The organism is Bordetella hinzii LMG 13501 (assembly GCF_001548475.1).
Taxonomy (GTDB): Bacteria; Pseudomonadota; Gammaproteobacteria; order Burkholderiales; family Burkholderiaceae_B; genus Bordetella; species Bordetella hinzii.
In genome coordinates this window covers 32606-54039 of record NZ_LRUJ01000035.1, presented here as the reverse complement: position 1 = coordinate 54039, position 21434 = coordinate 32606, and the positions used below count along the sequence as shown (strand labels likewise).

22 protein-coding genes are annotated in these 21434 nt (G+C 69.6%); 15 read left to right on the top strand and 7 right to left on the bottom strand.

Translation table 11 applies throughout. The features are described from left to right. The coding region (locus AXA74_RS24285; protein WP_211269878.1) for a hypothetical protein at positions 1-267 on the bottom strand (267 nt) is incomplete at its 3' end. 217 nt (positions 268-484) lie between these two features. On the opposite strand from AXA74_RS24285, the gene AXA74_RS19065 reads away from it, so the two are divergent. Beyond that, complete coding sequence (locus AXA74_RS19065) at positions 485-1084, top strand: nitroreductase family protein (protein WP_029581379.1); 600 nt, start codon at positions 485-487, stop codon at positions 1082-1084. Between the two features lie 119 nt (positions 1085-1203). Here the strand turns inward: AXA74_RS19065 and yghU are convergent, their stop codons facing one another. Both yghU and AXA74_RS19055 read right to left on the bottom strand, forming a co-directional pair. Then, positions 1204-2070, bottom strand: coding sequence for a glutathione-dependent disulfide-bond oxidoreductase (gene yghU, locus AXA74_RS19060; protein WP_029581378.1), 867 nt, complete (start codon positions 2068-2070; stop codon positions 1204-1206). 101 nt (positions 2071-2171) lie between these two features. Further along, on the bottom strand, positions 2172-2825 hold the full coding sequence (locus tag AXA74_RS19055; protein ID WP_032979439.1) for an alpha/beta hydrolase: 654 nt from the start codon (positions 2823-2825) through the stop codon (positions 2172-2174). Positions 2826-3113: 288 nt separating this feature from the next. Here AXA74_RS19055 and AXA74_RS19050 point away from each other — a divergent pair, with 288 nt between their 5' ends. Beyond that, positions 3114-4676 carry an ABC transporter substrate-binding protein gene (locus tag AXA74_RS19050; protein WP_029581376.1) on the top strand — a complete coding sequence of 521 codons (1563 nt, stop codon included), beginning with the start codon at positions 3114-3116 and terminating at the stop codon, positions 4674-4676. On the opposite strand, the gene AXA74_RS19045 is transcribed toward AXA74_RS19050, so the two are convergent. Continuing rightward, entirely contained in the window at positions 4663-5580 is a 918-nt protein-coding gene (locus AXA74_RS19045; protein WP_029581375.1) for a LysR family transcriptional regulator, read from the bottom strand. The two genes, AXA74_RS19050 and AXA74_RS19045, sit on opposite strands and share 14 nt — an antisense overlap. 91 nt (positions 5581-5671) lie before the next feature. Between AXA74_RS19045 and AXA74_RS19040 the strand changes: the two genes are divergently transcribed. The 8 genes from AXA74_RS19040 to AXA74_RS19005 are packed head-to-tail and all read left to right on the top strand — an operon-like array spanning position 5672 to position 13412. Then, complete coding sequence (locus tag AXA74_RS19040; RefSeq protein WP_032955770.1) at positions 5672-6775, top strand: NAD(P)/FAD-dependent oxidoreductase; 1104 nt, start codon at positions 5672-5674, stop codon at positions 6773-6775. Then, the gene (locus AXA74_RS19035; RefSeq protein WP_029581373.1) at positions 6756-7052 is read left to right on the top strand and encodes a (2Fe-2S)-binding protein; all 297 of its coding nucleotides are present in this window, start codon (positions 6756-6758) and stop codon (positions 7050-7052) included. Before AXA74_RS19040 ends, AXA74_RS19035 begins: the two co-directional genes overlap by 20 nt. After that, a complete protein-coding gene (locus tag AXA74_RS19030) occupies positions 7049-8509 on the top strand; it encodes an NAD(P)/FAD-dependent oxidoreductase (RefSeq protein ID WP_080700974.1) in 1461 nt (486 codons plus the stop codon). The genes AXA74_RS19035 and AXA74_RS19030 overlap by 4 nt, the downstream gene beginning before the upstream one ends. Beyond that, positions 8506-9630 carry an NAD(P)/FAD-dependent oxidoreductase gene (locus tag AXA74_RS19025; RefSeq protein ID WP_032979440.1) on the top strand — a complete coding sequence of 375 codons (1125 nt, stop codon included), beginning with the start codon at positions 8506-8508 and terminating at the stop codon, positions 9628-9630. The genes AXA74_RS19030 and AXA74_RS19025 overlap by 4 nt, the downstream gene beginning before the upstream one ends. Further along, the gene (locus tag AXA74_RS19020; RefSeq protein ID WP_029581370.1) at positions 9627-10568 is read left to right on the top strand and encodes an ABC transporter permease; all 942 of its coding nucleotides are present in this window, start codon (positions 9627-9629) and stop codon (positions 10566-10568) included. Before AXA74_RS19025 ends, AXA74_RS19020 begins: the two co-directional genes overlap by 4 nt. Next, positions 10565-11431 carry an ABC transporter permease gene (locus AXA74_RS19015; RefSeq protein WP_029581369.1) on the top strand — a complete coding sequence of 289 codons (867 nt, stop codon included), beginning with the start codon at positions 10565-10567 and terminating at the stop codon, positions 11429-11431. The genes AXA74_RS19020 and AXA74_RS19015 overlap by 4 nt, the downstream gene beginning before the upstream one ends. Next, the gene (locus AXA74_RS19010) at positions 11428-12411 is read left to right on the top strand and encodes an ABC transporter ATP-binding protein (RefSeq protein ID WP_029581368.1); all 984 of its coding nucleotides are present in this window, start codon (positions 11428-11430) and stop codon (positions 12409-12411) included. The genes AXA74_RS19015 and AXA74_RS19010 overlap by 4 nt, the downstream gene beginning before the upstream one ends. Then, positions 12408-13412: an ABC transporter ATP-binding protein gene (locus AXA74_RS19005; RefSeq protein WP_048940294.1), complete on the top strand. Its 1005-nt coding sequence runs from the start codon at positions 12408-12410 to the stop codon at positions 13410-13412. The genes AXA74_RS19010 and AXA74_RS19005 overlap by 4 nt, the downstream gene beginning before the upstream one ends. A 43-nt stretch (positions 13413-13455) precedes the next feature. Here AXA74_RS19005 and AXA74_RS19000 read toward each other — a convergent pair whose 3' ends face one another. Then, positions 13456-14346 (bottom strand): AraC family transcriptional regulator, encoded by an 891-nt coding sequence (locus AXA74_RS19000; protein ID WP_029581366.1) that lies wholly within the window; start codon positions 14344-14346, stop codon positions 13456-13458. A gap of 166 nt (positions 14347-14512) precedes the next feature. Here AXA74_RS19000 and AXA74_RS18995 point away from each other — a divergent pair, with 166 nt between their 5' ends. Both AXA74_RS18995 and AXA74_RS18990 read left to right on the top strand, forming a co-directional pair. Beyond that, entirely contained in the window at positions 14513-15268 is a 756-nt protein-coding gene (locus AXA74_RS18995; protein WP_032955747.1) for an SDR family NAD(P)-dependent oxidoreductase, read from the top strand. Between the two features lie 109 nt (positions 15269-15377). Beyond that, complete coding sequence (locus tag AXA74_RS18990; RefSeq protein WP_376740349.1) at positions 15378-15713, top strand: YcgJ family protein; 336 nt, start codon at positions 15378-15380, stop codon at positions 15711-15713. Between the two features lie 13 nt (positions 15714-15726). Here AXA74_RS18990 and AXA74_RS18985 read toward each other — a convergent pair whose 3' ends face one another. Continuing rightward, on the bottom strand, positions 15727-16107 hold the full coding sequence (locus AXA74_RS18985) for a DUF779 domain-containing protein (protein WP_032955745.1): 381 nt from the start codon (positions 16105-16107) through the stop codon (positions 15727-15729). 52 nt (positions 16108-16159) lie between these two features. Further along, on the bottom strand, positions 16160-17689 hold the full coding sequence (gene adh / locus AXA74_RS18980; RefSeq protein ID WP_048940293.1) for an aldehyde dehydrogenase: 1530 nt from the start codon (positions 17687-17689) through the stop codon (positions 16160-16162). Positions 17690-17898: 209 nt separating this feature from the next. Between adh and AXA74_RS18975 the strand changes: the two genes are divergently transcribed. From AXA74_RS18975 to AXA74_RS18965, 3 genes are all read left to right on the top strand, one after another. Further along, on the top strand, positions 17899-19647 hold the full coding sequence (locus tag AXA74_RS18975; protein ID WP_032962962.1) for a sigma-54-dependent Fis family transcriptional regulator: 1749 nt from the start codon (positions 17899-17901) through the stop codon (positions 19645-19647). Between the two features lie 82 nt (positions 19648-19729). Continuing rightward, positions 19730-20182 carry a MarR family winged helix-turn-helix transcriptional regulator gene (locus tag AXA74_RS18970; protein ID WP_029581361.1) on the top strand — a complete coding sequence of 151 codons (453 nt, stop codon included), beginning with the start codon at positions 19730-19732 and terminating at the stop codon, positions 20180-20182. Next, entirely contained in the window at positions 20179-21372 is a 1194-nt protein-coding gene (locus AXA74_RS18965) for a multidrug effflux MFS transporter (RefSeq protein ID WP_029581360.1), read from the top strand. The genes AXA74_RS18970 and AXA74_RS18965 overlap by 4 nt, the downstream gene beginning before the upstream one ends. The last annotated feature ends 62 nt before the right edge of the window (positions 21373-21434 follow it).

Here is a 21434-nt window from a genome sequence, read left to right as displayed (position 1 = left end):
TGTCGGGGCCACGCCATCGGCGCCGGCGCGCAGCCCGCCGCCCGCGCCGCCGACCGCGTAGCCGGCGTTCAAGGTGGGGCCGCCCGCGCCGCCGCCTCCGCCTATGCCACCGCCGCCGCCGGCGCCCGTGAATCCCCCGGTGCCGCCGTCTCCACCGCTTCCGATCAGGCCATAAGAGGCCGGCCAGGCGGCCGGTGAGGCCAGCGCCAGGGCGATGGCCAGCGTCAGGGGACGAAGACGGGGGCGGGCAACAGAGGGGTGGGGCATGGGCGGTTTGGCAGCTTTTCGAAAGAAAGGTAAGAGATGAGCAACAGAAACCACAAAAAAGTTCCTACCACCACCACGATTGTTGCTCGCGATAGAACAAACTGTCTCACCCCAGGGTAGGAATTGAGGTCAATAAAGGCTGGATCGGCGATAGGGCGACTAGGTAGAATCCCTAGGCATCCTCTCCCTATCTACTCGTCGAAAGGCAACAAAGCTCATGAGCAACGCTTATATCGAGGCCCTCAAGCAGCGCCGCACCCAGTACGCCCTGGGCCGCAACGTCTCCCTGTCCAAGGACGCCCTGGTCGCCCTGATCCAGGACGCCGTCAAGCACAGCCCGTCCTCCTTCAATTCGCAGACCTCGCGCGCCCTGGTGCTGTTTGGCGCCGAAAGCGAGAAGCTGTGGGCCCTGGCCATCGACGAAGTCCGCAAGGTCGCCCCCGCCGAGGGCTTTGACAAGACCGAGGCCAAGCTCAAGAGCTTTGCCGCCGGCGTGGGCACGGTGCTGTTCTTCGAAGACCAGGACGTCGTGCGCGGCCTGCAAGAGAAATTCGCCCTCTATGCCGACAACTTCCCGGTGTGGTCGGAACAGGCCAGCGGCATGGCCCAGCTGTCGGTGTGGTCGGCCCTGGCCAATGCCGGCGTGGGCGCCAGCCTGCAGCACTACAATCCGCTGATCGACGCCGCCGTGGCGCGCGAGTGGAAGGTGCCGGCTTCCTGGAAGCTGCGCGCCCAGATGCCCTTTGGCTCGAACGAAGCGCCCAAGTCCGAGAAGGCCTTCATGGATGACGCCGACCGCTTCATCGTGGCGGGCTGACCGCCGTCCGGCAATGCGACAGGGGCCCCCTCGGGGGCCCCTGTCTTTTTTTGGCCGCCGGGCCGGCCGGGACAGCGCATCCCGACGGGTCCGCCGGCATGAGGCGCGGCCTGCGGCGCTCAGGTTTTATCCGCCGTCTTGGTATCGAAGTCGCTGGCGTCGTGGCGTTCGTGCAACTGCTCGGACAGCGGGCCGCGCAGGCGGTTGACGATGCGGCCGCGGTCGACGGCGGGGCGGGCGAGCAGGGTGTCGGCCCAGCGCTGGACGTGGCGGTACTCGTGCACGGCGAGAAATTCGGCCGCGTCATAGAGCCAGCCCTTGATGAGGCCGCCATACCAGGGGAAGACGGCGATGTCGGCGATGGTGTACTGGTCGCCGGCGAGATATTCATGTTCGGCCAGGCGCCGGTCCAGCACATCGAGCTGGCGCTTGGTTTCCATGGTGAAGCGGTCGATGGCGTATTCGATCTTCACGGGCGCGTAGGCATAGAAGTGGCCGAAGCCGCCGCCCACATAGGGCGCGCTGCCCATCTGCCAGAACAGCCAGGACAGGCATTCGGCACGCGCCGCGGGGTCGGCGGGCAGGAAGTCGCCGAATTTCTCGGCCAGGTAGAGCAGGATGGCGCCGGATTCGAACACCCGTATCGGCGTGTCGCCCGAGCGGTCCACCAGGGCCGGAATCTTGGAGTTGGGGTTGATGTCGACAAAGCCGCTGCCGAACTGGTCGCCCTCGCCGATGCGGATCAGCCAGGCGTCATACTCGGCCTGCGCGTGGCCACGGGCCAGCAGCTCTTCGAGCAGGATGGTGACTTTCTGGCCATTGGGCGTGCCCAGGGAGTAGAGCTGCAGCGGATGGCGGCCCACGGGCAAGGTTTTCTCGTGTGTGGCGCCCGCGATGGGACGGTTCAGGCTGGAGGCATTGGAAGCGGTGCTGGCGCTGTTCTTGTTCCAGGTCCAGACCTTGGGCGGGAAGTATTCCGTCGTCATGAGTGCGCGTTCCGTTGGGAGGAGGACAAGGGGATTCTGCCGTGTTTTCCGGCCGCCCCCCCGATTACCCCTACCGCGCCCGCCAGTTTCCGCTTCGCCTTTCAGGCGGCCAGGTGCTGGCGCACCAGCTTGAGCAGTAGGGGCAGCGAGCGGGAAAAAAAGTGGTCCGCGCCGGGCACCACGGTGACCGGATGGCCGTTGGGCCGCGCCCACTCCAGCAGCGGGGCCAGCGGCGCCTGGGCATCGTTCTCGCCATGGATGAGCACGACTTCTTCGGGCAGCGGTGGCGTGTCGTAGACGCGCTCGGCCGGCACTTCGCCCACGGGCAGGCCGGCCAGGACCACGCGGTCGGCCGGTGTGCCGGCGTCCAGCAGGGCGCGCGCCACGCGAGCCTGGACGTAGGCGCCGAAGGAGAAGCCCACCAAGGCCAGCGGCAGGGCGGGGGCCTGGGCGCGCAGGGCGCGCGCCAGGGCCAGGATGTCTTCGCTTTCGCCGTCGCCATGGTCATAGTGGCCGGCGCTGCCGGCCACGCCCCGGAAGGCCGGCCGCAGGGCCAGCCAGCCGTCGTCGCGCAAGCCGTGGGCCAGGCGGTGCGGGATCTTGTGGCGCGGGCTGCCGCCCAGCAGCGGCTGGGGATGGGTGACCAGGGCGATGCCGCGCGGCGCCTGGGCCGGCGCGTCGGCCAGCACTTCCATGGCGCCGGCCGGGCCGGCAAAAAAATGGGTTTCGGTTTTGCCGGCGGCAGCGGCGAGCATGGACCCGGGGGCTCCGTGGATGAAGGCAGCCGCCATGGTAGCCGGCGCCGCGGGCAGGCGCAGGCATGGGTATTTACCCTCGGTTCGCGCGGGATCGCTCTCTAGGTAGTTACCACTAGGCGGCGGCCCCTCTTCCAGGAGGCGCCGGCGGGTTTCCGGGCCGGGTATAACCCTTTGGAATAGGGTGTGCAGGTAAAGGACTTTGACGCCATGGATCATGGGCTTTTAGTCTGCGCCTGACCGGACAACGGCCACGCCGGGGCGTGGCGATATTCAAGGGGGAAATCCATGAAGCGGAAAGTCTTGATGCGTTGCGGCCTGGCCTTGGCGCTGACGGCCTGTGGCCTGGGGTCTTCGGCCTGGGCCGAAGAGCGGCCCATGCTGCGCCTGAGCTCGGGCGCGGCCGACAACGCCACGCTGGACCCGCATCGGGCCACGTCCACGGCCGACAAGGGCGTGGCGGCCGAGATGTTCAATGCGCTGGTGCGCTTTCCGCCCGGCAGCGCCGATCCCAAGGCCCTGGAGCCCGACCTGGCCGAACGCTGGGAAGCCTCGCCCGACAGCAAGACCTGGACCTTCCACCTGCGCCGCGGCGTGCAATTCCATGGCGGCTACGGCGAGCTCAAGGCCGAGGACGTGGTGTACTCCATCCAGCGCGCCGCCGACCCCAACCGCTCCAGCTTCGCGGCGACCTTCGGCCTGATCGACAAGGTCGAGGCCGTGGACGACCACACCGTGCGCTTCACGCTCAAGTATCCCGACGCCGCCTTCCTGGGCCGGGTGTCCAACTATCACGGCGGCAATATCGTGAGCAAGAAGGCGGCCGAGAAGCTGGGCGACAAGTTCGGCGGCAGCCCGGTGGGCACAGGCCCCTTCGCCTTCGGTCAGCACGTCACGCAGCAGTACGTCAAGCTGGTGGCCAACGACAGCTATTTCCGCGGCAAGCCCAAGCTCGCCGGCATCATGTACCGCATGATCCCCTCCGACAGCGCGCGCGAGCTGGCCTTCACCTCGAATGAAATCGACGTGATGCAGGGCAAGCGCGAGCAGCGCTGGGTCGAGCGCTCGGCCAAGCGCGGCATGCAGGTCGATATCTTCGAACCGGCCGAGTTCCGCACGCTGCACATCAACCGCAACATCAAGCCGCTGGACAATCTCAAGGTGCGCGAGGCCATCGCCGCCGCCATCAATGTGGACGAGATCGTGCGCTACGCGGGCAAGGACGTGGCCGACAAGGGCTGCTCGGTCGTGCCCAATGGCTACCTGGGCCAGGACTGCGGCGCGGGCGCCTATGCCTATGACGCCGGGCGCGCCAAGCAGCTGCTGGCCGAGGCGGGCTTTCCGGACGGCATCCAGATCAAGTCGGTGGTCTCCAATATCTCGGCCCAGCAGCCCATCATGGAAATCGTGCAGGCGCAGCTGGCCAAGGCCGGCATCAAGCTGGACATGGAGGTGGTCGATCACGCCACCTACCAGGCCAAGAGCCGCCAGGACTTGAGCGCCCTGGTGTTCTACGGCGCGGCGCGCTTTCCCAATGCCGATACCTATCTGACCGAGTTCTATGATTCGGCGGCCGCCATCGGCGCGCCCGGCGCGATGTCGAATTTCTCGCATTGCTCGGTGGCTGACGAAGCCATCCGCCAGGCTCGCATCGAACCCGATGCCCAGAAGCAGCTGGCGCTCTGGAAGGACGCCCAGGCCAGGATCCGGGCCGATGTCTGCGCCGTGCCGCTGTTCGGGCTCAAACAGGTCTGGGTGCACAGCGAGCGCGTGAACTACGGCTACAAGCTGGACGGCGCGCTCAATCTGCAGCCGCCCATCACCGAGCAGACGACGGTCACTGCCCCTTGAGGACTTCGCGAGAGACCTGCGCGGCCACGTCGCGCACCTCCTGCACGAAGTCTTCGACCAGCGCCGCATTGCGCGACGCCTGCGCCCGGCACAGTTGGAAATGGAAATGCAGCTCCGGATCGAAACGCCGCAGCACCAGGCGGCTTTGCATGCCCTCGGCAAACAGCGGATGGATAAGCGAGACGCCCAGGCCGGCGGCGACGAATTCGCAGGCCGTGGGCGCGGTGTTGGTGTCCAGCGCCACGTTGACGGGCAGGCCCGCGGCGTCGAAGGCCTGCTGCACCAGCTGGTGGGTCTGGCTCTCCGGCCCGAAGGAAATAAAGGGCAGGCCGGCCAGGTCGCGCGGACGGATCACGCGCTTGCGCGTGAGGACATGATTGGGAGGCAGGGCGCAGACCAGGGGCTGGCGGAACAGCGGCTCGCGCTCGATATAGGGGTTGTCCACGCGGCTGCCCACCAGGGCCACGTCGATGTGGCGCGTGGCCAGCCAGTCGGCCAGAAAGAGCGAGCCGCGGCTCTGGATGGAGATGCGCACATCGGGATGGCGCCTGAGAAACTGCATGCTCACGCGGCGGATGAAGGCGCCGGCCAGGGCCGGCAGCACGCCCACGTTGAGCGTGCGCTGCTCGGCGCGGCGGATGGATTCGACGGCTTGCTCCAGCTGGCGCAGGCCGTTGAAGACCCGGTCGACCTCGCGGTAGAGGCGCATGCCCTGCGCGGTGGGCGCGAGTTTGCCGCGCACCCGCTCAAACAGCGCCAGGCCGCTGTCGGCCTCCAGATGGGTGAGCAGTTTGCTGACGGCCGGCTGGGACACGCCCAGCGCCGTGGCCGCCTGGCTGACCGTGCCGTGCTCGATCACTGCCTTGAAGGCTTCGATCTGGCGCAGGTTGAGGATGTTTTTCATGACATGAGCAAATCCGGACATGAACACAGAGGGTAGTAAAAAAGGTTATATGCCGGCAGCGGGTGGCGCAAGCGCCGAGGCCGATGTCATCGTGGCCGGCGCCGGCATGGTCGGCGCGGCCATCGCCTACGGCCTGGCGGGGCTGGGCCAGCGCGTGCTGCTGGTCGATGGCGGCGACACCGACTATCGCGCCGCCAAGGCCAATTTCGGGCTGGTGTGGCTGCAGGGCAAGGGCCACGGCAATCCGGACTATCAGCGCCTGTCGCACCGCTCGGTGCTGGACTGGCCGGATTTCGCGCGCGAGCTGCAGGCCGAAAGCGGCATTGATCTGCAATACGAGCGCCGCGGCGGCCTGCATTTCTGCCTCGGCGAGGCGGACCTGCAGGCGCGCGCGGCGCGCATGCAGGCCTGGCGCCGGCAGGCGCCCGAGGTCGGCGATTGCGTCAGCGTCCTGGCGCGTGACGAGTTGCTGCGGCGCTTTCCGGGCCTGGACCTCGGGCCGGAGGTCAGCGGCGCCAGCGTGGGCGAGCTGGACGGACACGCCAACCCCTTGCGCCTGCTGGCGGCCTTGCAGGCGGTATTCCTGCGGCGCGGCGGCACGCTGTGGGGCAATGCGCCAGTGCGCGCCATCCGGCCCTTGGACGGCGGCGGTTTCGAGATCGAGGCCGGCGGGCGGCGCGCGCGCGGCGCGCGGCTGGTCATCGCCGCCGGCCTGGGCTCGGCCGCCCTGGGCGCCCAGGTGGGGCTGGCGGTGCCCCTGCGCCCGCAGCGCGGCCAGATTCTCGTGACCGAGCGGCTCGCGCCGCTTCTGCCCGTGCCGGCCAGCGGCATCCGCCAGACCGGCGAGGGCACCGTGATGGTGGGCCTGACCCAGGAAGAGGCCGGCTACGACCTCTCCACCACCACGGAGGCGGCCGTGCACATGAGCCGCAATGCCCTGCGCATCCTGCCCGCCCTGGCCCAGGCCCGGCTGGTGCGTCACTGGTCATGCCTGCGCGTCATGACCCCCGACGGCTGTCCGGTCTACGCGCAATCGCAGCCGTTTCCCGGCGCCTTTGTGGCGCTATGCCATTCGGGTGTCACGCTGGCCGCCTTGCACGCGGGCCGCTATGCCCGCGCCCTGGCTTCGGGCGCCCCTCCTTCCTTCCTGGATGTCTTTCATCATGAGCGCTTCAATGTTCAGAAAGTTGCATGAATCCGGTGCCGCGTCATTGACGCTCACCATCGACGGCCAGCCCGTGCGGGCCGAGCCCGGCGAAAGCGTGGCGGCGGTGCTGTTGCGCCAGGACACGCCGGCCAGCCGCAGCACGCCGGTCAATGAGAGCCCGCGCGCGCCCTATTGCATGATGGGCGTGTGTTTCGAATGCCTGGCCATCATCGATGGCGTGGCCTCCACCCAGGCCTGTATGGTGCCGGTGCGCGATGGCATGCGCGTCGAGCGCCAGCACGGCAAGCGGAGCGTGCAAGCATGAAGCGCGAATTCGATGTCGTGGTGATCGGCGCCGGCCCGGCCGGCATGAGCGCGGCCATCCGCCTGCGCGAGCAGCACATGCGGGTGCTGGTGGTCGACGAGCAGCCCGCGCCGGGCGGCCAGATCTGGCGCGCGGTGGAAACCGTGGCGGGCACGCGCACCGGGCGCCTGCTGGGCGATGAATACCGCGCCGGCGCGGCCCTGGCCGAGCGTTTCCGCCAGTGCGGCGCCGTCTATGAGCCGCAAACCCAGGTCTGGCAGATCGAGACCGGCTGGCATGTCTATATGACACGCGGCGGGCGCGCCCAGGCCGTGCGCGCGGACCAGGTCCTGCTGGCCATCGGCGCGCAGGAGCGTCCCGCGCCTTTCCCCGGCTGGACCTTGCCCGGCGTGCTGACCGTGGGCGCGGCGCAGATCCTGCTCAAGACTTCCAACCAAGTGCCCGCCGCGCCGGTCTGGGTGGCCGGCAGCGGCCCCTTGCCCCTCTTGTACATGGCGCAGCTGCTGCGCGCCGGCGGCCAGATCGCCGGCTGGCTGGACACCTCGGCGCCGGGCGCCTGGCGCCGGGCCTTGCCCTGGGCCGGCGCCGCCCTGGCCTCGTGGGGCGATATCCGCAAGGGCCTGGGCTGGCTGCGCGAACTCAAGGCCGCCGGAGTCAGGCGCGTGCGCGGCGTGACGGGGCTGCGCGCGCTGGGCGAGGGCGCCTTGCGCGAGATCGAATACACCCTGGCCGACGGCAGCCTGCGGCGCGAACCGGCCTCGGTGCTGCTGTCGCACGAGGGCGTGGTGCCCTCCATCCATATGACGCGCGCGCTGGAGTGCGCCCACCATTGGGATGCGCGCCAGTCCTGCCTGGCGCCCGATCTGGACGACTGGGGCCAGACCAGCCGCGAAGGCGTGTATGTGGCCGGGGATGCGGCCGGTATCGGCGGGGCGCTGGCGGCCTGCGCGCGCGGCGAACTGGCCGCGCTGGGCATGGCCCTGCGGGCCGGGTGCATGACGGCGCAGGCGGCCGGGCAGGCCGCCGCCCCCTTGCGGGAGAAACTGCGGGGCTTGTTGCGCATCCGGCCCATGCTCGATGAGATGTACCCCCCCCGCGCCGGGATTTTCAACCCGCCGGACGAGACCATCGTGTGCCGCTGCGAAGAGCTCACGGCCGGCGATATCCGCCGCGCCGCGCGTATCGGCCAGCCCGGGCCCAACCAGGTCAAATCCTATACCCGCGCCGGCATGGGGCCCTGCCAGGGCCGTCAGTGCGGCTACACCGTCGCCCATATCGTGGCCGCCGAAGAAAGACGGCCGGTTTCCGAAGTGGGTTTCTACCGCATCCGGCCGCCGCTCAAACCCTTGACGCTGGGCGAGCTGGCCTCGCTGGATGTCGGCGACGACGGCGTGGTCCTGGCCGGCGCGCCCGAATCGCCGGGCGAGGCGCCGGCGGCCAGGGAGCCGCGGCCGTGAGCGCGCCGGTTTTCGATGTCGCCGTCATCGGCGGCGGTCTGCACGGCCTGTCGGCCGCCCTGCATATCGCGCGCCAGGGCAAGCGGGTCGTGGTGATCGAGCGCCACTGGACCGGCCGGCATGCGTCCGGCGCCACGGCCGCGGGCGTGCGCACGCTCAACCGCGACCGCCGCGAGCTGGACCTGTCGATGGAGGCGCTGGACATGTGGCACGACATGGCCTCCCTGGTGGGCGATGATTGCGGCTTTCATGCCCATGGCCAGATCTGCGTGGCCGAAACCGAGCAGGGGCTGGCCAAGCTGGCCGGCCGGGTCGACAGCCTGAGGGCGGCCGGCTATGCGCATGAAGACATCATCGATGCGGCCGAATTGCGCCGGCTGCTGCCGGCCCTGAGCCCGCATTGCGTGGGCGCTTCGATCGCCCGGCGCGATGGCGCGGCCGATCCGCACCGCGCCCTGCGCGCCTTTCGCGCCAGCGCCGAGGCGGCCGGCGTGACGCTGGTCGAGCATTGCGCCGTGACCGGACTGCGGCGGCAGGGGGCCGATTGGCGTGTCGTCACCGAGCGTGGCGACTGGGTCGTCCCGGCCGTGGTCAATGCCGCCGGCGCCTGGTCGGCGCGCATCGCCGCCATGGCCGGCGATGAGATTCCGCTGGCCACCAAATCGTCCATGATGATGGTGAGCGAACGGCTGCGGCCCTTCATCAAGCCGGTGGTCGCCATCGTCGGGCGTTCGCTGTCCTTCAAGCAATCCGACCAGGGCACGCTGGTCATCGGCGGCGGGCTGCAGGGCACGCCCGACCTGGATCGCGAGACGTCGACGGCGCGCATGCGCGTGCTGGCCAAGGGCGCGCGCGCGGCCACGGATCTTTTCCCCATGGTGCGCGACATCCGCATCGTGCGCGTATGGGCGGGCCTGGAAGCCAAGACCGAAGACCTGCTGCCCGTGATCGGGCCCTCGCCCCGCGCGCCGGGCCTGTTCCATGCCTTCGGCTTTTCCGGCCATGGCTTTGAGCTGGTGCCGGTGGTGGGCGCGGTGATGGCCGACCTGGTGCTGCGCGGCGCGACCGCGCGCCCCATCGGCGCGTTGCAGGCCGCGCGCCTGATGGGAGGGCAACCATGATCCGCTATGCCATCAAGCGGCTGCTGCTGGCGATACCGACGCTGCTGGCCATGCTGACGGCGGTCTTCATCCTGGTGCGCCTGGTGCCGGGCGACCCGGCCGCGGTGATGCTGGGCGACCAGGCCAGCGCCGAGGCCCTGGCCGCGCTGCGGCTGCGCCTGGGGCTGGACCTGCCCACGCACGAGCAATACCTGCGCTTCCTGGGCGATATGCTGACCGGCAACTTTGGCGTGTCCATGGCCAGCGGCCGCACCGTTCTGCAGGAAGTGGGGCAGGTGCTGCCCTGGACGCTGCAGCTGACGGCCGCCGCCATCCTGATCGGCGTGGTCTTCGGCCTGCCCCTGGGCATCTGGGCCGCGCTGCGCCGCAATGCCTGGCCCGACTACCTGGGCCGCCTGCTGTCGCTCACCGGCCTGTCCTTCCCGGCCTTTGTGTCGGCCATCCTGATGTTGCTGGTCTTCGCCATCCAGCTGCGCTGGTTTCCGGTCATCGGCAGCTCCGCCGCCACCGACTGGGGCACGCAGCTGCGCAATCTGGCGCTGCCGGCCTTCAACCTGGGCCTCATCATGATGGCCTATGTGATGCGCGTGACCCGCTCGTCCATGCTGGGCGTGATGGGCGAGGACTATGTCCGCACGGCGCGCGCCAAGGGGCTGCGGCCACTGCGCCTCATCATGCGTCATGGCCTGCGCAATGCGCTCATCCCCATCGTCACCGTGGTGGGGCTGTACTTCGGCACGCTGATCGGCAATTCGGTGCTCACCGAGATCGTCTTCAACCGTCCCGGGCTGGGCAAGCTCATCCTGGGCGCGCTGAACACGCGCGACTACACCCTGCTGCAAGGGCTGATGGTGGTGTTTGCCGCTTGCGTCATCCTTGTCAATCTGCTGACCGACCTGGTGTACGGGCTGGTCGATCCCCGGGTGAAATACAAATGAGCGCCCTTGCTTCCTCCGCGCGGCCCAATGCCCTGCTGCAGGCCCTGTCCCGCAACCGCCTGTCCTGGGTGGGTATCGGGTTGCTGCTTTGCATCGTGCTGGCGGCCGTGCTGGCCCCCTGGCTGGCGCCGCATGATCCGCTGCAGCAGAACATCGCCTACCGCCTGGAGCCGCCCTCGGCCGAATTCTGGCTGGGCACCGACAGCTACGGCCGGGATGTGCTCTCGCGCTTGATCTACGGCGCCCGCGTGTCGCTGCTGGTGGGCTTCGTGGCCATCATGATCGCCATGTGCATCGGATCGGCCCTGGGCATCCTGGCCGGCTATGCCGGCGGCCTGGTGGACCAGATCATCATGGGCCTGGTCGATGTGCTGCTGTCCTTCCCGACCCTGCTGCTGGGGCTGATGGTCGCGGCCATGCTGGGCGCCAGCCTGGAGAACCTCATCATCGCCATCGCCATCACCGAGATCGCGCCTTTCGTACGGGTGGCCCGCGCGCCGACCATCGCGCTCAAACAGCGCGATTTCGTCGAGGCCGGGCGGGCGCTGGGCTTCGGGCCGCTGCGCCTGATGGGCGTGCACATCCTGCCCAATATGGTCTCCGACGTGGTGGTGCTGGGCTCGCTGTGGATGGCCTCGGCCATCCGCAGCGAAGCCTCGCTCAGCTTCATCGGCCTGGGCGTGCCGCCGCCTGCAGCCACCTGGGGCAGCATGATCCGCGAGGGTTTCGAGAACATCCTCGACGCCTGGTGGCTGACCGTCTTCCCCAGCCTGGCCATCCTCTTGACGGTGCTGGCGCTCAACCTGCTGGGCGATGCCCTGCGCGACGCCATCGACCCCAAACTGCGTACGGAGCGATCATGACCCATCCCGTACTGGAGCTGCGCGGACTGCGCACCGAGTTCCGCATCGGCGGCGCCTGGCATGCCGCCGTGCGCGATGTGTCGCTGGCGGTCGCGCCCAACGAAACCCTGGCCGTGGTGGGCGAGTCCGGCAGCGGAAAAAGCGTCACCGCGCTGTCGGTGCTGCGCCTCTTGCCCGGGACGGGCGCGCGCCACGGCGGCGGCCAGATCCTGCTCGAAGGCCGCGATCTCGCCGCGCTGCCGGAAAAACAGATGATGCGGCTGCGGGGCGATGCCATCGCCATGATCTTCCAGGAGCCCATGACCTCGCTGAATCCCACCATGACGGTGGGCGACCAGATCGCCGAGGCCATCCGCCAGCATCGCGGACTGTCCTGGGCCGAGGCCCGCAAGCTGGCCTTGCAGGCCTTGCAGGAAGTCAAGATCCCGGCTGCCGGGAAGCGCTTCGACGACTATCCGCACCAATTCTCGGGCGGCATGCGCCAGCGCGTGATGATCGCCATGGCCCTGGCCTGCAAACCGCGCGTGCTGCTGGCCGACGAACCGACCACGGCGCTGGACGTCACCATCCAGGCGCAGATCCTGACGCTGTTGTCGGAGCTGAAATCGGCGCATGGCATGGCCGTGGTCTTCATCACCCACAACCTGGGCGTGGTGGCGCAGATCGCCGACCGCGTGGCCGTCATGTATGCCGGCGAAGTGGTCGAGACGGCCGGCGTCCAGACGCTCTTCGAACGGCCCCTGCATCCCTATACCGAGGCCTTGCTCAAGGCCATGCCGCGGGTGGACGCGGACAGCCAGTCCCTGGCCTCCATCCCGGGCTCGGTGCCGGCCATCACCGCCATGCCGCCGGGCTGCGCCTTCGCGCCGCGCTGCCCGCTGCGCCAGCCGCGCTGCGAGACGCAGCGGCCGCGGCTGGAGACCGTGGCGCCCGCGCACGAAGTGCGCTGCGTGGTGAGGGCGGAGGCCGTCCGGACATGACACGCCCGAAACTCAGCGGCAAGGAACACAAGATGGACGATATTCTCCAGGTCAGGAACCTGGTCAAGCGCTTCGAGAGCGGCGGCGGCTGGCTGGGCGGACAAAAGCAGATCGTGCGCGCGGTCAACGATGTGTCCTTCAGCGTGCGGCGCGGCCAGTCCCTGGGGCTGGTGGGCGAATCCGGCTGCGGCAAATCCACCGTGGCCCGCACGCTGCTGCGCCTGATCGAGCCGGATGCGGGCAGCATCGTCTTCGACGGCCAGGATATCCGCCGCGCCAGCGCCCAGGCCATGCGGGCGCTGCGCCGCCGGGTGCAGATCGTGTTCCAGGATCCTTATGCCTCGCTCAATCCGCGCCGCACCGTGCGCCAGGCGCTGAGCGAGCCGCTGCGCGTGCACCGCATGGGCAGCGCGGCCGAGATCGCGCGCAAGGTCGAAGCGGCCATCGTCGAGGTGGGGTTGCCGGCCTCCGCGCTGGACCGCTATCCGCACGAGTTCTCCGGCGGCCAGCGCCAGCGCATCGGCATCGCCCGCGCCCTGGTGCTGGATCCCGAGCTCATCGTGGCCGATGAGCCGGTCTCGGCGCTCGACGTCTCGGTGCAGGCGCAGATCCTGCAGCTGCTGGAGCGCCTGAAACGCGATCGCGGGCTGTCCTTCGTCTTTGTCTCGCATGACTTGGGTGTGATCCGCCACTTCTGCGACACGGTCTGCGTGATGTATCTGGGCCGCATCATCGAAACCGGCCCCACCGCCCAGGTGCTGGACCGCCCCAGGCATCCCTACAGCCGCGTGCTGCGCGACTCCTCGCCCGTGCCGGATCCGAAGGCGCGCATCCGGCTCATGAAGATAGAAGGCGAAATCCCGGCGCCGACCCATCTGCCGCCGGGCTGCGCCTTCCATCCGCGCTGCGCCCGCGTCCAGGCCGATTGCAAGACCGCCGTGCCGTCCTTGGCCGCGCCGGACGGGCAGTGGCCGGCCGCCTGTTTCCATCCCTTGGACTGAACACCGTCCGGGCGGCGTCGCCCGCCCGGACGGCCGCGGCGGCTCAGGCCGCGGCAAGGGCGGCGCGGCCGGCCTCGGTGTCCTTGGCCGGCGGCAAGCCGAACATGCGGCGGTACTCGCGGGTGAATTGCTGGACGCTCTCGTACCCCACGGCGAAAGCCGCGGCGCTGGCCGCCAGGCCGTCGGCCGTCATCAGGCGGCGGGCCTCGATCAGGCGCAGTTGTTTCTGGAACTGCAGCGGGGACAGGGAGGTCGCCTCGCGGAAGTGCTGGTAGAACGACGAGGCGCTCATGCCCGCGGCCTCGGCCAGGCGCCGCATCGGCAGCGGCTGCGCGAACTCCGCGCGCAGCAAGGCGATGGCGCGCGCCACGCGCTGGGCCTGGCTGCCCGGCCAGCCGAGGCGGCGGATCACCGGGCCGTGCCTGCCGACCAATAGCCAATAGTGCATCTCGCGCAGCCGTTGCGCCTGCAGCACGGGCAAGGCGGCCGGACGTTCCAGCAGGTGCAGGAGCCGCAGCGCCGCGTCGGCCACCTCGGCGTCCGAGGGTTCGGCGCGCAGGTGCGCCCCGGGGGCCGGCGGCCCCAGCTTCATCTCCGCGGCAAGCTCGGCGATCGTCCCCCGGTCAAGGTCCAGCACCAGCGAAAGATAGGGTTCGGCGGCGCTGGCGCGCGTGACTTGGCTGACCGTGGGAACGTCGGAGGTGATCAGAAGCGAATCGCCCGCGCCGAACTCGACCGACTGCGCGCCCATGGCCACGCTTTTGCGGCCCTGCAGCACCAGGCAGGCAAGCGGCCGCGAAATGGCGTAGTCGATCCCGCTGGGCCGCGTCGCGCGGATGACCGTCAGCCCGGCAATGGGCGTGCGGGCCACGCCGTTGGGGGCGGCATGCGCCTGGGCATAGCGCCGCGCCGCGTCGAGTAGGGAGTCATTCATGCCAGGGGTACCTTGCCTTCTTGCGTGGACATCGTAGTCCATCCCCGCGGCGGGCGCGAACAGCTTTGGAGGAAAAGGCCAGGAGTTCCGAGATTCAGGCAAAAGGGGCCGGCGCCCGCGGCCACACAATGAAGCCCTGTTTTCACCCCCTGTCACGGAGCAAACCATGAGCACCATTTCCCTCGTCACCGGCGCCAGCCGGGGTCTGGGCCGCGCCACCGCGCTGGCCATCGCCCGCAAGGGCGGCGACGTCATCATGACGTATCAGAGCCGCCAGGCGGAAGCCGGCGCCGTCGTGGCCGAGATCCAGGCCCTGGGACGCAAGGCGGTTGCCCTGGAGCTGGATGTGGGCAAGGCATCGGGTTTCCCGGCTTTCGCCGCCCAGCTGAGGGCGGTCCTGCGCGCCACCTGGCAGCGGGACAGCCTGGACCATCTCGTCAACAACGCCGGACACGGCGAGGTCGCCGCGATCGCCGAGATGAGCGAGCAGGCGTTCGACAAGCTGGTCGACGTGCACTTCAAGGGCGTGTTCTTCCTCACGCAGGCCTTGCTGCCGCTGATCGCCGATGGCGGGCGCATCGTGAACCTGTCCTCCGGGCTGACCCGCGTATCGGCCGAAGGATGGTCCGCCTACGCGGCGGTCAAGGGGGCGGTCGAAGTGCTGACCGTCTACATGGCCAAGGAACTGGGCCGGCGCGGGATCTCGGTCAACGCCGTGGCGCCCGGCGCGATCGCGACGGACTTCTTCGGCGGGGCGGTGCGGGACACGCCGGCGTTCAATCGCTACTTCGCCGACATGACCGCCCTGGGCCGCGTCGGGATGGCCGACGACATCGGCCCGATGATCGCCAACCTGCTGTCCGAGGATAACCGCTGGGTGAATGCGCAGCGCATCGAAGTCTCCGGCGGACAGGGCATCTGAGCGCCGGGCGCTTGGCCGCCGCCGCGTGAGGGGTCTGGGCGGGCGGAAGGGTATATTTTGCTGTCCGCCCCCCGGGGTGGCAGGCCATTCACCGCACAAGGAGATGCCCATGAAGATCCCGTTTCTGGTCCTGGCGCTGGCCGCCACGGCGGCGCAGGCGGCGCCGGCCTTGCGCACGCCGCAGGCCGGCGTGCTGTGCGACCGATATTTCTGCGCGGACCAGCAGGGCGTCTCCGGCGAGTTGACGCGCAAATACCTGGGCGCCGAGGCCGCCGCGAGCCTGGCCGCGCAAGGCGACTTCGACCGCAGCGCCTTCACCTATGCCAATGGCGTGTTCTGCGACACGCGGGAGCGTGTGTGCCGCGAGGATCGCTATTTCGATCCCGACGGCAAGCGCAGCGGCGCAGTGGATCCGGTCCACACCCGGCTGCTGTTTCCGCAGTGAGGCTGGCCGCGGCTCAGGCGCCCCGCGTCACCGGGGCCACGCGCGCCCACTCCGCATCGGTGTACAAGCGCGAGCGCAACAGGAAGCGCCGGCCCTCGGCGCTGTCCAGCGAAAAGGCGCCGCCGCGCCCGGGCACGGCATCGATGATGAGTTGCGTGTGTTCCCAATAGGCGAACTGGTCTTCGCCCATATAAAAGGGGCAGCCCTCCAGTTCGCCCAGCAGCACATCCGTGGCGCCGACCATGAAACCGCCGGCTGGATAGCACATGGGCGAGCTGCCGTCGCAGCAGCCGCCCGATTGATGGAACATCAGCGGCCCATGCTTGGCCTTCAGGGTTGCGATGAGGTCGCGCCCGGCATCGGTGGCGACCACGCGCGGCGTGCGCGGCATCATGCGCTGTCTCCGGGTCGGGGGCGGGGAAGCCCGCGGGCCTCCCCGAGGGGTTTCAGAAAAAGCCCAGCGCCTTGGGCGAATAGCTCACCAGCAGGTTCTTGGTCTGCTGGTAGTGGTCCAGCATCATCTTGTGCGTTTCGCGCCCGATGCCGGACTGCTTGTAGCCGCCAAAGGCCGCGTGCGCCGGGTAGGCGTGATAGCAGTTGGTCCACACCCGGCCGGCCTTGATGCCGCGTCCCATGCGATAGCAGGTGTTGATGTCGCGCGACCATACGCCGGCGCCCAGGCCGTAGAGGGTGTCATTGGCCAGCGCCAGGGCGTCGTCGGCGTCCTTGAAGGTCGTCACCGCCACCACGGGGCCGAAGATCTCCTCCTGGAAGACGCGCATGCGGTTATTGCCCTTGAACACCGTGGGCTGCACGTAATAGCCCTCGGCCAGGCCGCCGGCCAATTGCGCGCGCTCGCCGCCGGCCAGCACCTGGGCGCCTTCCTGCCTGCCGATGTCCAGGTAGGAGAGGATTTTTTCCAGTTGCTCGGCCGAGGCTTGCGCGCCCAGCATGGTGTCGGGGTCCAGGGGATTGCCCTGCTTGATGGCGGCCACGCGCGCGAGGGCGCGCTCCATGAACTTATCGTAGATGGACTCCTGGATCAGCGCGCGGCTGGGGCAAGTGCAGACCTCGCCCTGGTTGAGCGCGAACATCACGAAGCCCTCGATGGCCTTGTCGAAGAAATCGTCATCGGCCGCGGCGACGTTGTCAAAGAAGATATTGGGCGATTTGCCGCCCAGCTCCAGCGTGACCGGGATGATGTTCTGCGAGGCGTACTGCATGATGAGGCGCCCCGTGGTGGTCTCGCCGGTGAAGGCGATCTTGGCGATGCGCTTGCTGGAGGCCAGGGGCTTGCCGGCCTCCAGGCCGAAGCCGGTCACGATGTTGAGCACGCCCGGCGGCAGGATGTCGCCGATCAACTCGGCCCACATCAGGATGCCCAGCGGGGTCTGTTCGGCGGGCTTCAGGACCACGCAATTGCCGGCCGCCAGCGCCGGCGCCAGTTTCCAGGCCGCCATCAGGATGGGGAAGTTCCAGGGGATGATCTGCCCCACGACGCCCAGCGGTTCGCGGAAGTGATAGGCCACGGTGTCGGCGTCGATTTCCGACAGGCCGCCCTCCTGGCCGCGGATGACCGAGGCGAAGTAGCGGAAATGGTCGATGGCCAGCGGGATGTCGGCCGCGCGCGCTTCGCGGATCGGCTTGCCGTTGTCCCAGGTCTCGGCGGTGGCCAGCAGCTCCAGGTTGGCTTCCATCACATCGGCGATGCGCAAGAGCAGCCGCGCGCGTTCGGCCGGCGCCGTGGCGCCCCATTTGGGCGCGGCGCGGTGCGCGGCGTCCAGCGCCATCTCGATGTCGCGCTCCTTGGAGCGGGCGTGGCACGACAGCAGCTGGCCGGTGACCGGCGTGAGATTGTCGAAGGTCTCGCCATCGGCCGGGGCCTGCCAGCGGCCGTCGATGAAATTGCCGTACGTCTTCTTGAGGTCCAGCCGCGTGCCGTAGCTCTCGGGCGTGATGCGGGTCGCGATGTCCATGCTTGTCTCCGGGTCGTGGTTTGTTGTCGGGGCGGGGAGGCCCTGTCCTTCTCCAAGCAAAGTCCGTGCCAGTAGACAGGGCCGGTTGGCGCGTGCGACAGTAGGGCGGCGCGGACCCGCCGCGCGGCGTGCCGGCGGGCCGGCCTGTCGCGTTTTGCGACAGCGCCGCGCAACAGGTGTCGCAGAACGCCGAGAGACGGAGACAATCCATGGTCCATCGACAACGGGCGCTGAGCCAGGCGCGCGCCCTTTTCACCGAGCAGGGCGTCTTGCCCAGCGGGCTGGTGGCCGAGCCCATCCTGCGTTCCTGGCGCCGCTGCGCCGAACTGGGCATAGACATGCGCGGCGCGCGCCAGGACGACCCCCTGACCGCCGCCGAGCTGCGCGCCGCGCGGCAGCGCAACGAGGCCTTGCGGCGGGCGGCCGAACCCGCCCTGGCCCGGCTGCGCGCCGCCGGCGGCATCATCATCCTGACCGACGCCCAGGGCCTGGTGCTCGATTGCGAGGGCGACAGCGGCTTTGCCGAGCGCGCCCGGCGCGTGGCCCTGATGCCGGGGGCCAGCTGGGGCGAGGCCGCCGCCGGCACGAATGCCATCGGCACCGCGCTGGCCGAGGGCCGCGCCCTGGTGGTGCGAGGCGCCGAACACTACCTCGAATCCAACCGCATCCTCACCTGCATGGCCGTGCCGGTGTCCGATAGCGAGGGCCGGACCCTGGGCGTGCTGGACTTTTCCTGCCAGACGGCCCTGGCCCGCCCCGAGCTGCTGGCGCAGGTGACGGCGGCCGTCGACGACATGGAGCGCGCGATCTTCGAGGCCGCCCATGGCCGCCACGACGTGCTCCGTCTCGAAGACCGGGCCTTGCTGGCCTTCGACGGCGAGCGCCTGGCCGGCGCCAACCGCCATGCGCGGGCCTTGCTGGGCCTGGATGGCCAGGCCATCGGCGCCCTGCGTTATGCCGATCTGTTCGACGGCGATCCCGCCCAGGGCCTGGCGCGCACCCGCGAGGGACGCGCATTGCGCCTGCGCGAGCCGCGCCGGGCGGCCGTGGCGCCGGCCGCGGGCCTGCCCACCGGCCGGCCGGGCGTGTATTTCGAGGCGGCCACGCTGGCCGCGCTGGCGCGCGCGGTCCATCTTTGCGATGCCGGCGTGTCGCTGCTGGTGCAGGGCGAGACCGGCGCGGGCAAGGAGGTGTTCGCCCGCGAACTGCATGCGCGCAGCCGCCGCGCCCGGGGCCCGTTCGTGGCCATCAATTGCGCCGCCCTGCCCGAGAGCCTGATCGAATCCGAACTCTTCGGCTATGAAGAGGGCGCGTTCACCGGCGCGCGCCGCCAGGGCAGCAAGGGCCTGTTGCGCCAGGCGCATGGCGGCCTGTTGTTCCTGGACGAGATCGGCGACATGCCGCTGGCCTTGCAGGCCCGCCTGTTGCGCGTGCTGCAAACGCGCGAAGTCTCGCCCTTGGGCGGCGGCAAGCCGGTGGAGGTGGATTTCGCGCTGGTGTGCGCCACGCACCGGCCGCTGGCCCGGGGCCAGGGCGATGCCCCCGTGCGCGCCGACCTGTACTACCGCATCGCCGAATACACCGTGTCGCTGCCGCCGCTGCGCGAGCGCGCGGATCTGCCGGCGCTGCTGCGCCAGATGTGGGCGTCCCAGCCGGGCCCGGCGCTGCCGCCGGCCATCGAGGCCGAGCTGGCCGCCTATGCCTGGCCCGGCAATTACCGCCAGCTGAGCGCCGTGCTGCGCACGCTCAAGGTCCTGGCCGGCCCGGACGGCGTGGTCGAGCGCGACATGCTGCCGGCCGACATCCGCGACCAGGCTCCCGCCGCCGCGGCCGATCTTCAGGCGGTCACCGAGAGCGCCATCCAGGCCGCGCTGGCCGCCCATGGCGGCAATGTCAGCCGCGCGGCGCGGGCGCTGGGGGTGCACCGCAGCACGCTATACCGGCGGCGCATGCACTAGGCGCGGCGGTGCCGCGCGGCGAAAGCATAGGGTTAAATTGATGGGATACAATTAGTTTGTATGCCATCTAATTTTTCCTATCATGCCTGATTCCTCCACCGCCGCGGCGCGCTTCGGCTCGCTGCTGTCCCAGGCCGCGCGCAGCTGGCGCCGCGCCGCCGACCGCCGTCTGCTTCCCTTTGGCCTGACCGACGCCACCTGGCTGCCGCTGCTGCGCGTGTCGCGCGCCGGCCGCCCGATGCGCCAGAAAGAACTGGCCGCCTCGCTGGGCCTGGACGGCTCTTCCATCGTGCGGGTGCTTGACGCGCTGGAGGCCGGCGGCCTGCTGGCCCGCCGCGAAGATCCCGATGACCGGCGCGCCAAGGCGCTGACCCTGACACCGGCCGGCCAGGCCGTGGTCGAACAGGTCGAGGCCGTGGCGCGCCAGGTGCGCGAGGCCGCGCTGGCCGATCTGCCGCCCGAAGCGATCGCCGGGGCGTGCGCCTTGCTCGAACACATTTGCGAGCGGCTGGACGCCGAAGGAGAGGGCGCATGAACACCCCCGTACCCCGCGTGCAGCTATGGATGCTGGCGGTCTTCACGTTCAGCGGCACGCTGGCCATGCACATCTTCGTGCCGGCGCTGGCCATGGCCGGCAAGGACCTGGGGGCCAGCAATGCTTCCATGCAGATGACGGTCAGCCTCTACATCCTGGGGTTGGCCGGCGGCCAGCTGATCTACGGCCCCTTGTCGGATCGCTTCGGCCGCCGCCCGGTGCTCATGGGCGGCCTGGTCGTCTACACGCTGGCCGGCCTGGCCGCGGCCCTGGCGCCCGGCGCCCATGCCCTGATCGCCGCGCGGCTCTTCCAGGCGCTGGGCGGCTGCGCGGGCCTGGTGCTGGCGCGCGCCATCGTGCGCGACACCGCGGCCGACAATTCGGCCGCCAAGCGCCTGGCGCTGATGAACATGATGGTGATGATCTCGCCAGCGCTCGCGCCGCTGGCCGGCAGCTTTCTGGCGGCCACGCTGGGGTGGCGCTCCATCCTGGCGGTGCTTTGCCTGCTGGGCGTGGGCAACCTGCTGCTGGCCTGGCGCAAGCTGCCCGAGACGCTGGCCCAGGCCGCGCCGCTGACGCCGGCCCGGCTGCTGCGCGACTACGGCGCGCTGTTCCGTTCGCGGCGTTTCGTGGGCTATACCCTGGGCGGCGGCTGTGCCACGACGTCCATGTATGCCTTCGTGGCGAGCGCGCCCTTTATTTTCATCGAGCAGTTGCACCGTCCCGAGCACGAGGTGGGCGTCTACCTGGCCATCCTGGTCTCCGGCGTGTGGCTGGGCAATGCGGTGTGCGGGCGACTGCTCAATGTCATCCCCATCGACCGCCTGCTGACGGGCGGCAATCTGTTGAGCGCCGTCAGCGTGCTCGCGCTGCTGGGCTGCGTGCTGGCCGGCGTGATGGACACCACGCTCACCATGGTGTTGATGTTTATCTTCTGCGTGGGCGCGGGAGCCTGTTCGCCGGCGGCGCTGACGCTTGCCATGAGCGTCAACCCGCAGGTGATAGGCTCGGCCTCCGGCCTGTATGGCTGCACCCAGATGGCCATCGGCGCGATCTGCACCAGCCTGGCCGGCCTGGGCGGCTCGCCCCTGCGGTCGGCCGTGCTGGTGATCGCCGCGGCCTGCGTGCTGTCGCAGCTGGCCTTGCGCATGGCGCAGTCCCGCGCCGGCGGCCGGCAGCCCGCATATTGATTTCTACGGCGTTCGCATTGGCGTTATGCTCTGCGAGTCGCGTACCCCTGATGAGAGCTGGA

Bases quoted from the DNA above. Each gene is read 5' to 3' on its own strand.
- yghU (WP_029581378.1), bottom strand. From the start codon at position 2,070: ATGACGACGGAATACTTCCCGCCCAAGGTCTGGACCTGGAACAAGAAC.
- AXA74_RS19015 (WP_029581369.1), top strand. From the start codon at position 10,565: ATGAGCGCCCTTGCTTCCTCCGCGCGGCCCAATGCCCTGCTGCAGGCC.
- AXA74_RS19065 (WP_029581379.1), top strand. From the start codon at position 485: ATGAGCAACGCTTATATCGAGGCCCTCAAGCAGCGCCGCACCCAGTAC.
- AXA74_RS19020 (WP_029581370.1), top strand. From the start codon at position 9,627: ATGATCCGCTATGCCATCAAGCGGCTGCTGCTGGCGATACCGACGCTG.
- AXA74_RS18990 (WP_376740349.1), top strand. From the start codon at position 15,378: ATGAAGATCCCGTTTCTGGTCCTGGCGCTGGCCGCCACGGCGGCGCAG.
- AXA74_RS19000 (WP_029581366.1), bottom strand. From the start codon at position 14,346: ATGAATGACTCCCTACTCGACGCGGCGCGGCGCTATGCCCAGGCGCAT.
- AXA74_RS18975 (WP_032962962.1), top strand. From the start codon at position 17,899: ATGGTCCATCGACAACGGGCGCTGAGCCAGGCGCGCGCCCTTTTCACC.
- AXA74_RS19035 (WP_029581373.1), top strand. From the start codon at position 6,756: ATGTTCAGAAAGTTGCATGAATCCGGTGCCGCGTCATTGACGCTCACC.
- AXA74_RS18995 (WP_032955747.1), top strand. From the start codon at position 14,513: ATGAGCACCATTTCCCTCGTCACCGGCGCCAGCCGGGGTCTGGGCCGC.
- adh (WP_048940293.1), bottom strand. From the start codon at position 17,689: ATGGACATCGCGACCCGCATCACGCCCGAGAGCTACGGCACGCGGCTG.
- AXA74_RS19045 (WP_029581375.1), bottom strand. From the start codon at position 5,580: ATGAAAAACATCCTCAACCTGCGCCAGATCGAAGCCTTCAAGGCAGTG.
- AXA74_RS19030 (WP_080700974.1), top strand. From the start codon at position 7,049: ATGAAGCGCGAATTCGATGTCGTGGTGATCGGCGCCGGCCCGGCCGGC.
- AXA74_RS18970 (WP_029581361.1), top strand. From the start codon at position 19,730: ATGCCTGATTCCTCCACCGCCGCGGCGCGCTTCGGCTCGCTGCTGTCC.
- AXA74_RS19050 (WP_029581376.1), top strand. From the start codon at position 3,114: ATGAAGCGGAAAGTCTTGATGCGTTGCGGCCTGGCCTTGGCGCTGACG.
- AXA74_RS19005 (WP_048940294.1), top strand. From the start codon at position 12,408: ATGACACGCCCGAAACTCAGCGGCAAGGAACACAAGATGGACGATATT.
- AXA74_RS19055 (WP_032979439.1), bottom strand. From the start codon at position 2,825: ATGCTCGCCGCTGCCGCCGGCAAAACCGAAACCCATTTTTTTGCCGGC.
- AXA74_RS19010 (WP_029581368.1), top strand. From the start codon at position 11,428: ATGACCCATCCCGTACTGGAGCTGCGCGGACTGCGCACCGAGTTCCGC.
- AXA74_RS18965 (WP_029581360.1), top strand. From the start codon at position 20,179: ATGAACACCCCCGTACCCCGCGTGCAGCTATGGATGCTGGCGGTCTTC.
- AXA74_RS18985 (WP_032955745.1), bottom strand. From the start codon at position 16,107: ATGATGCCGCGCACGCCGCGCGTGGTCGCCACCGATGCCGGGCGCGAC.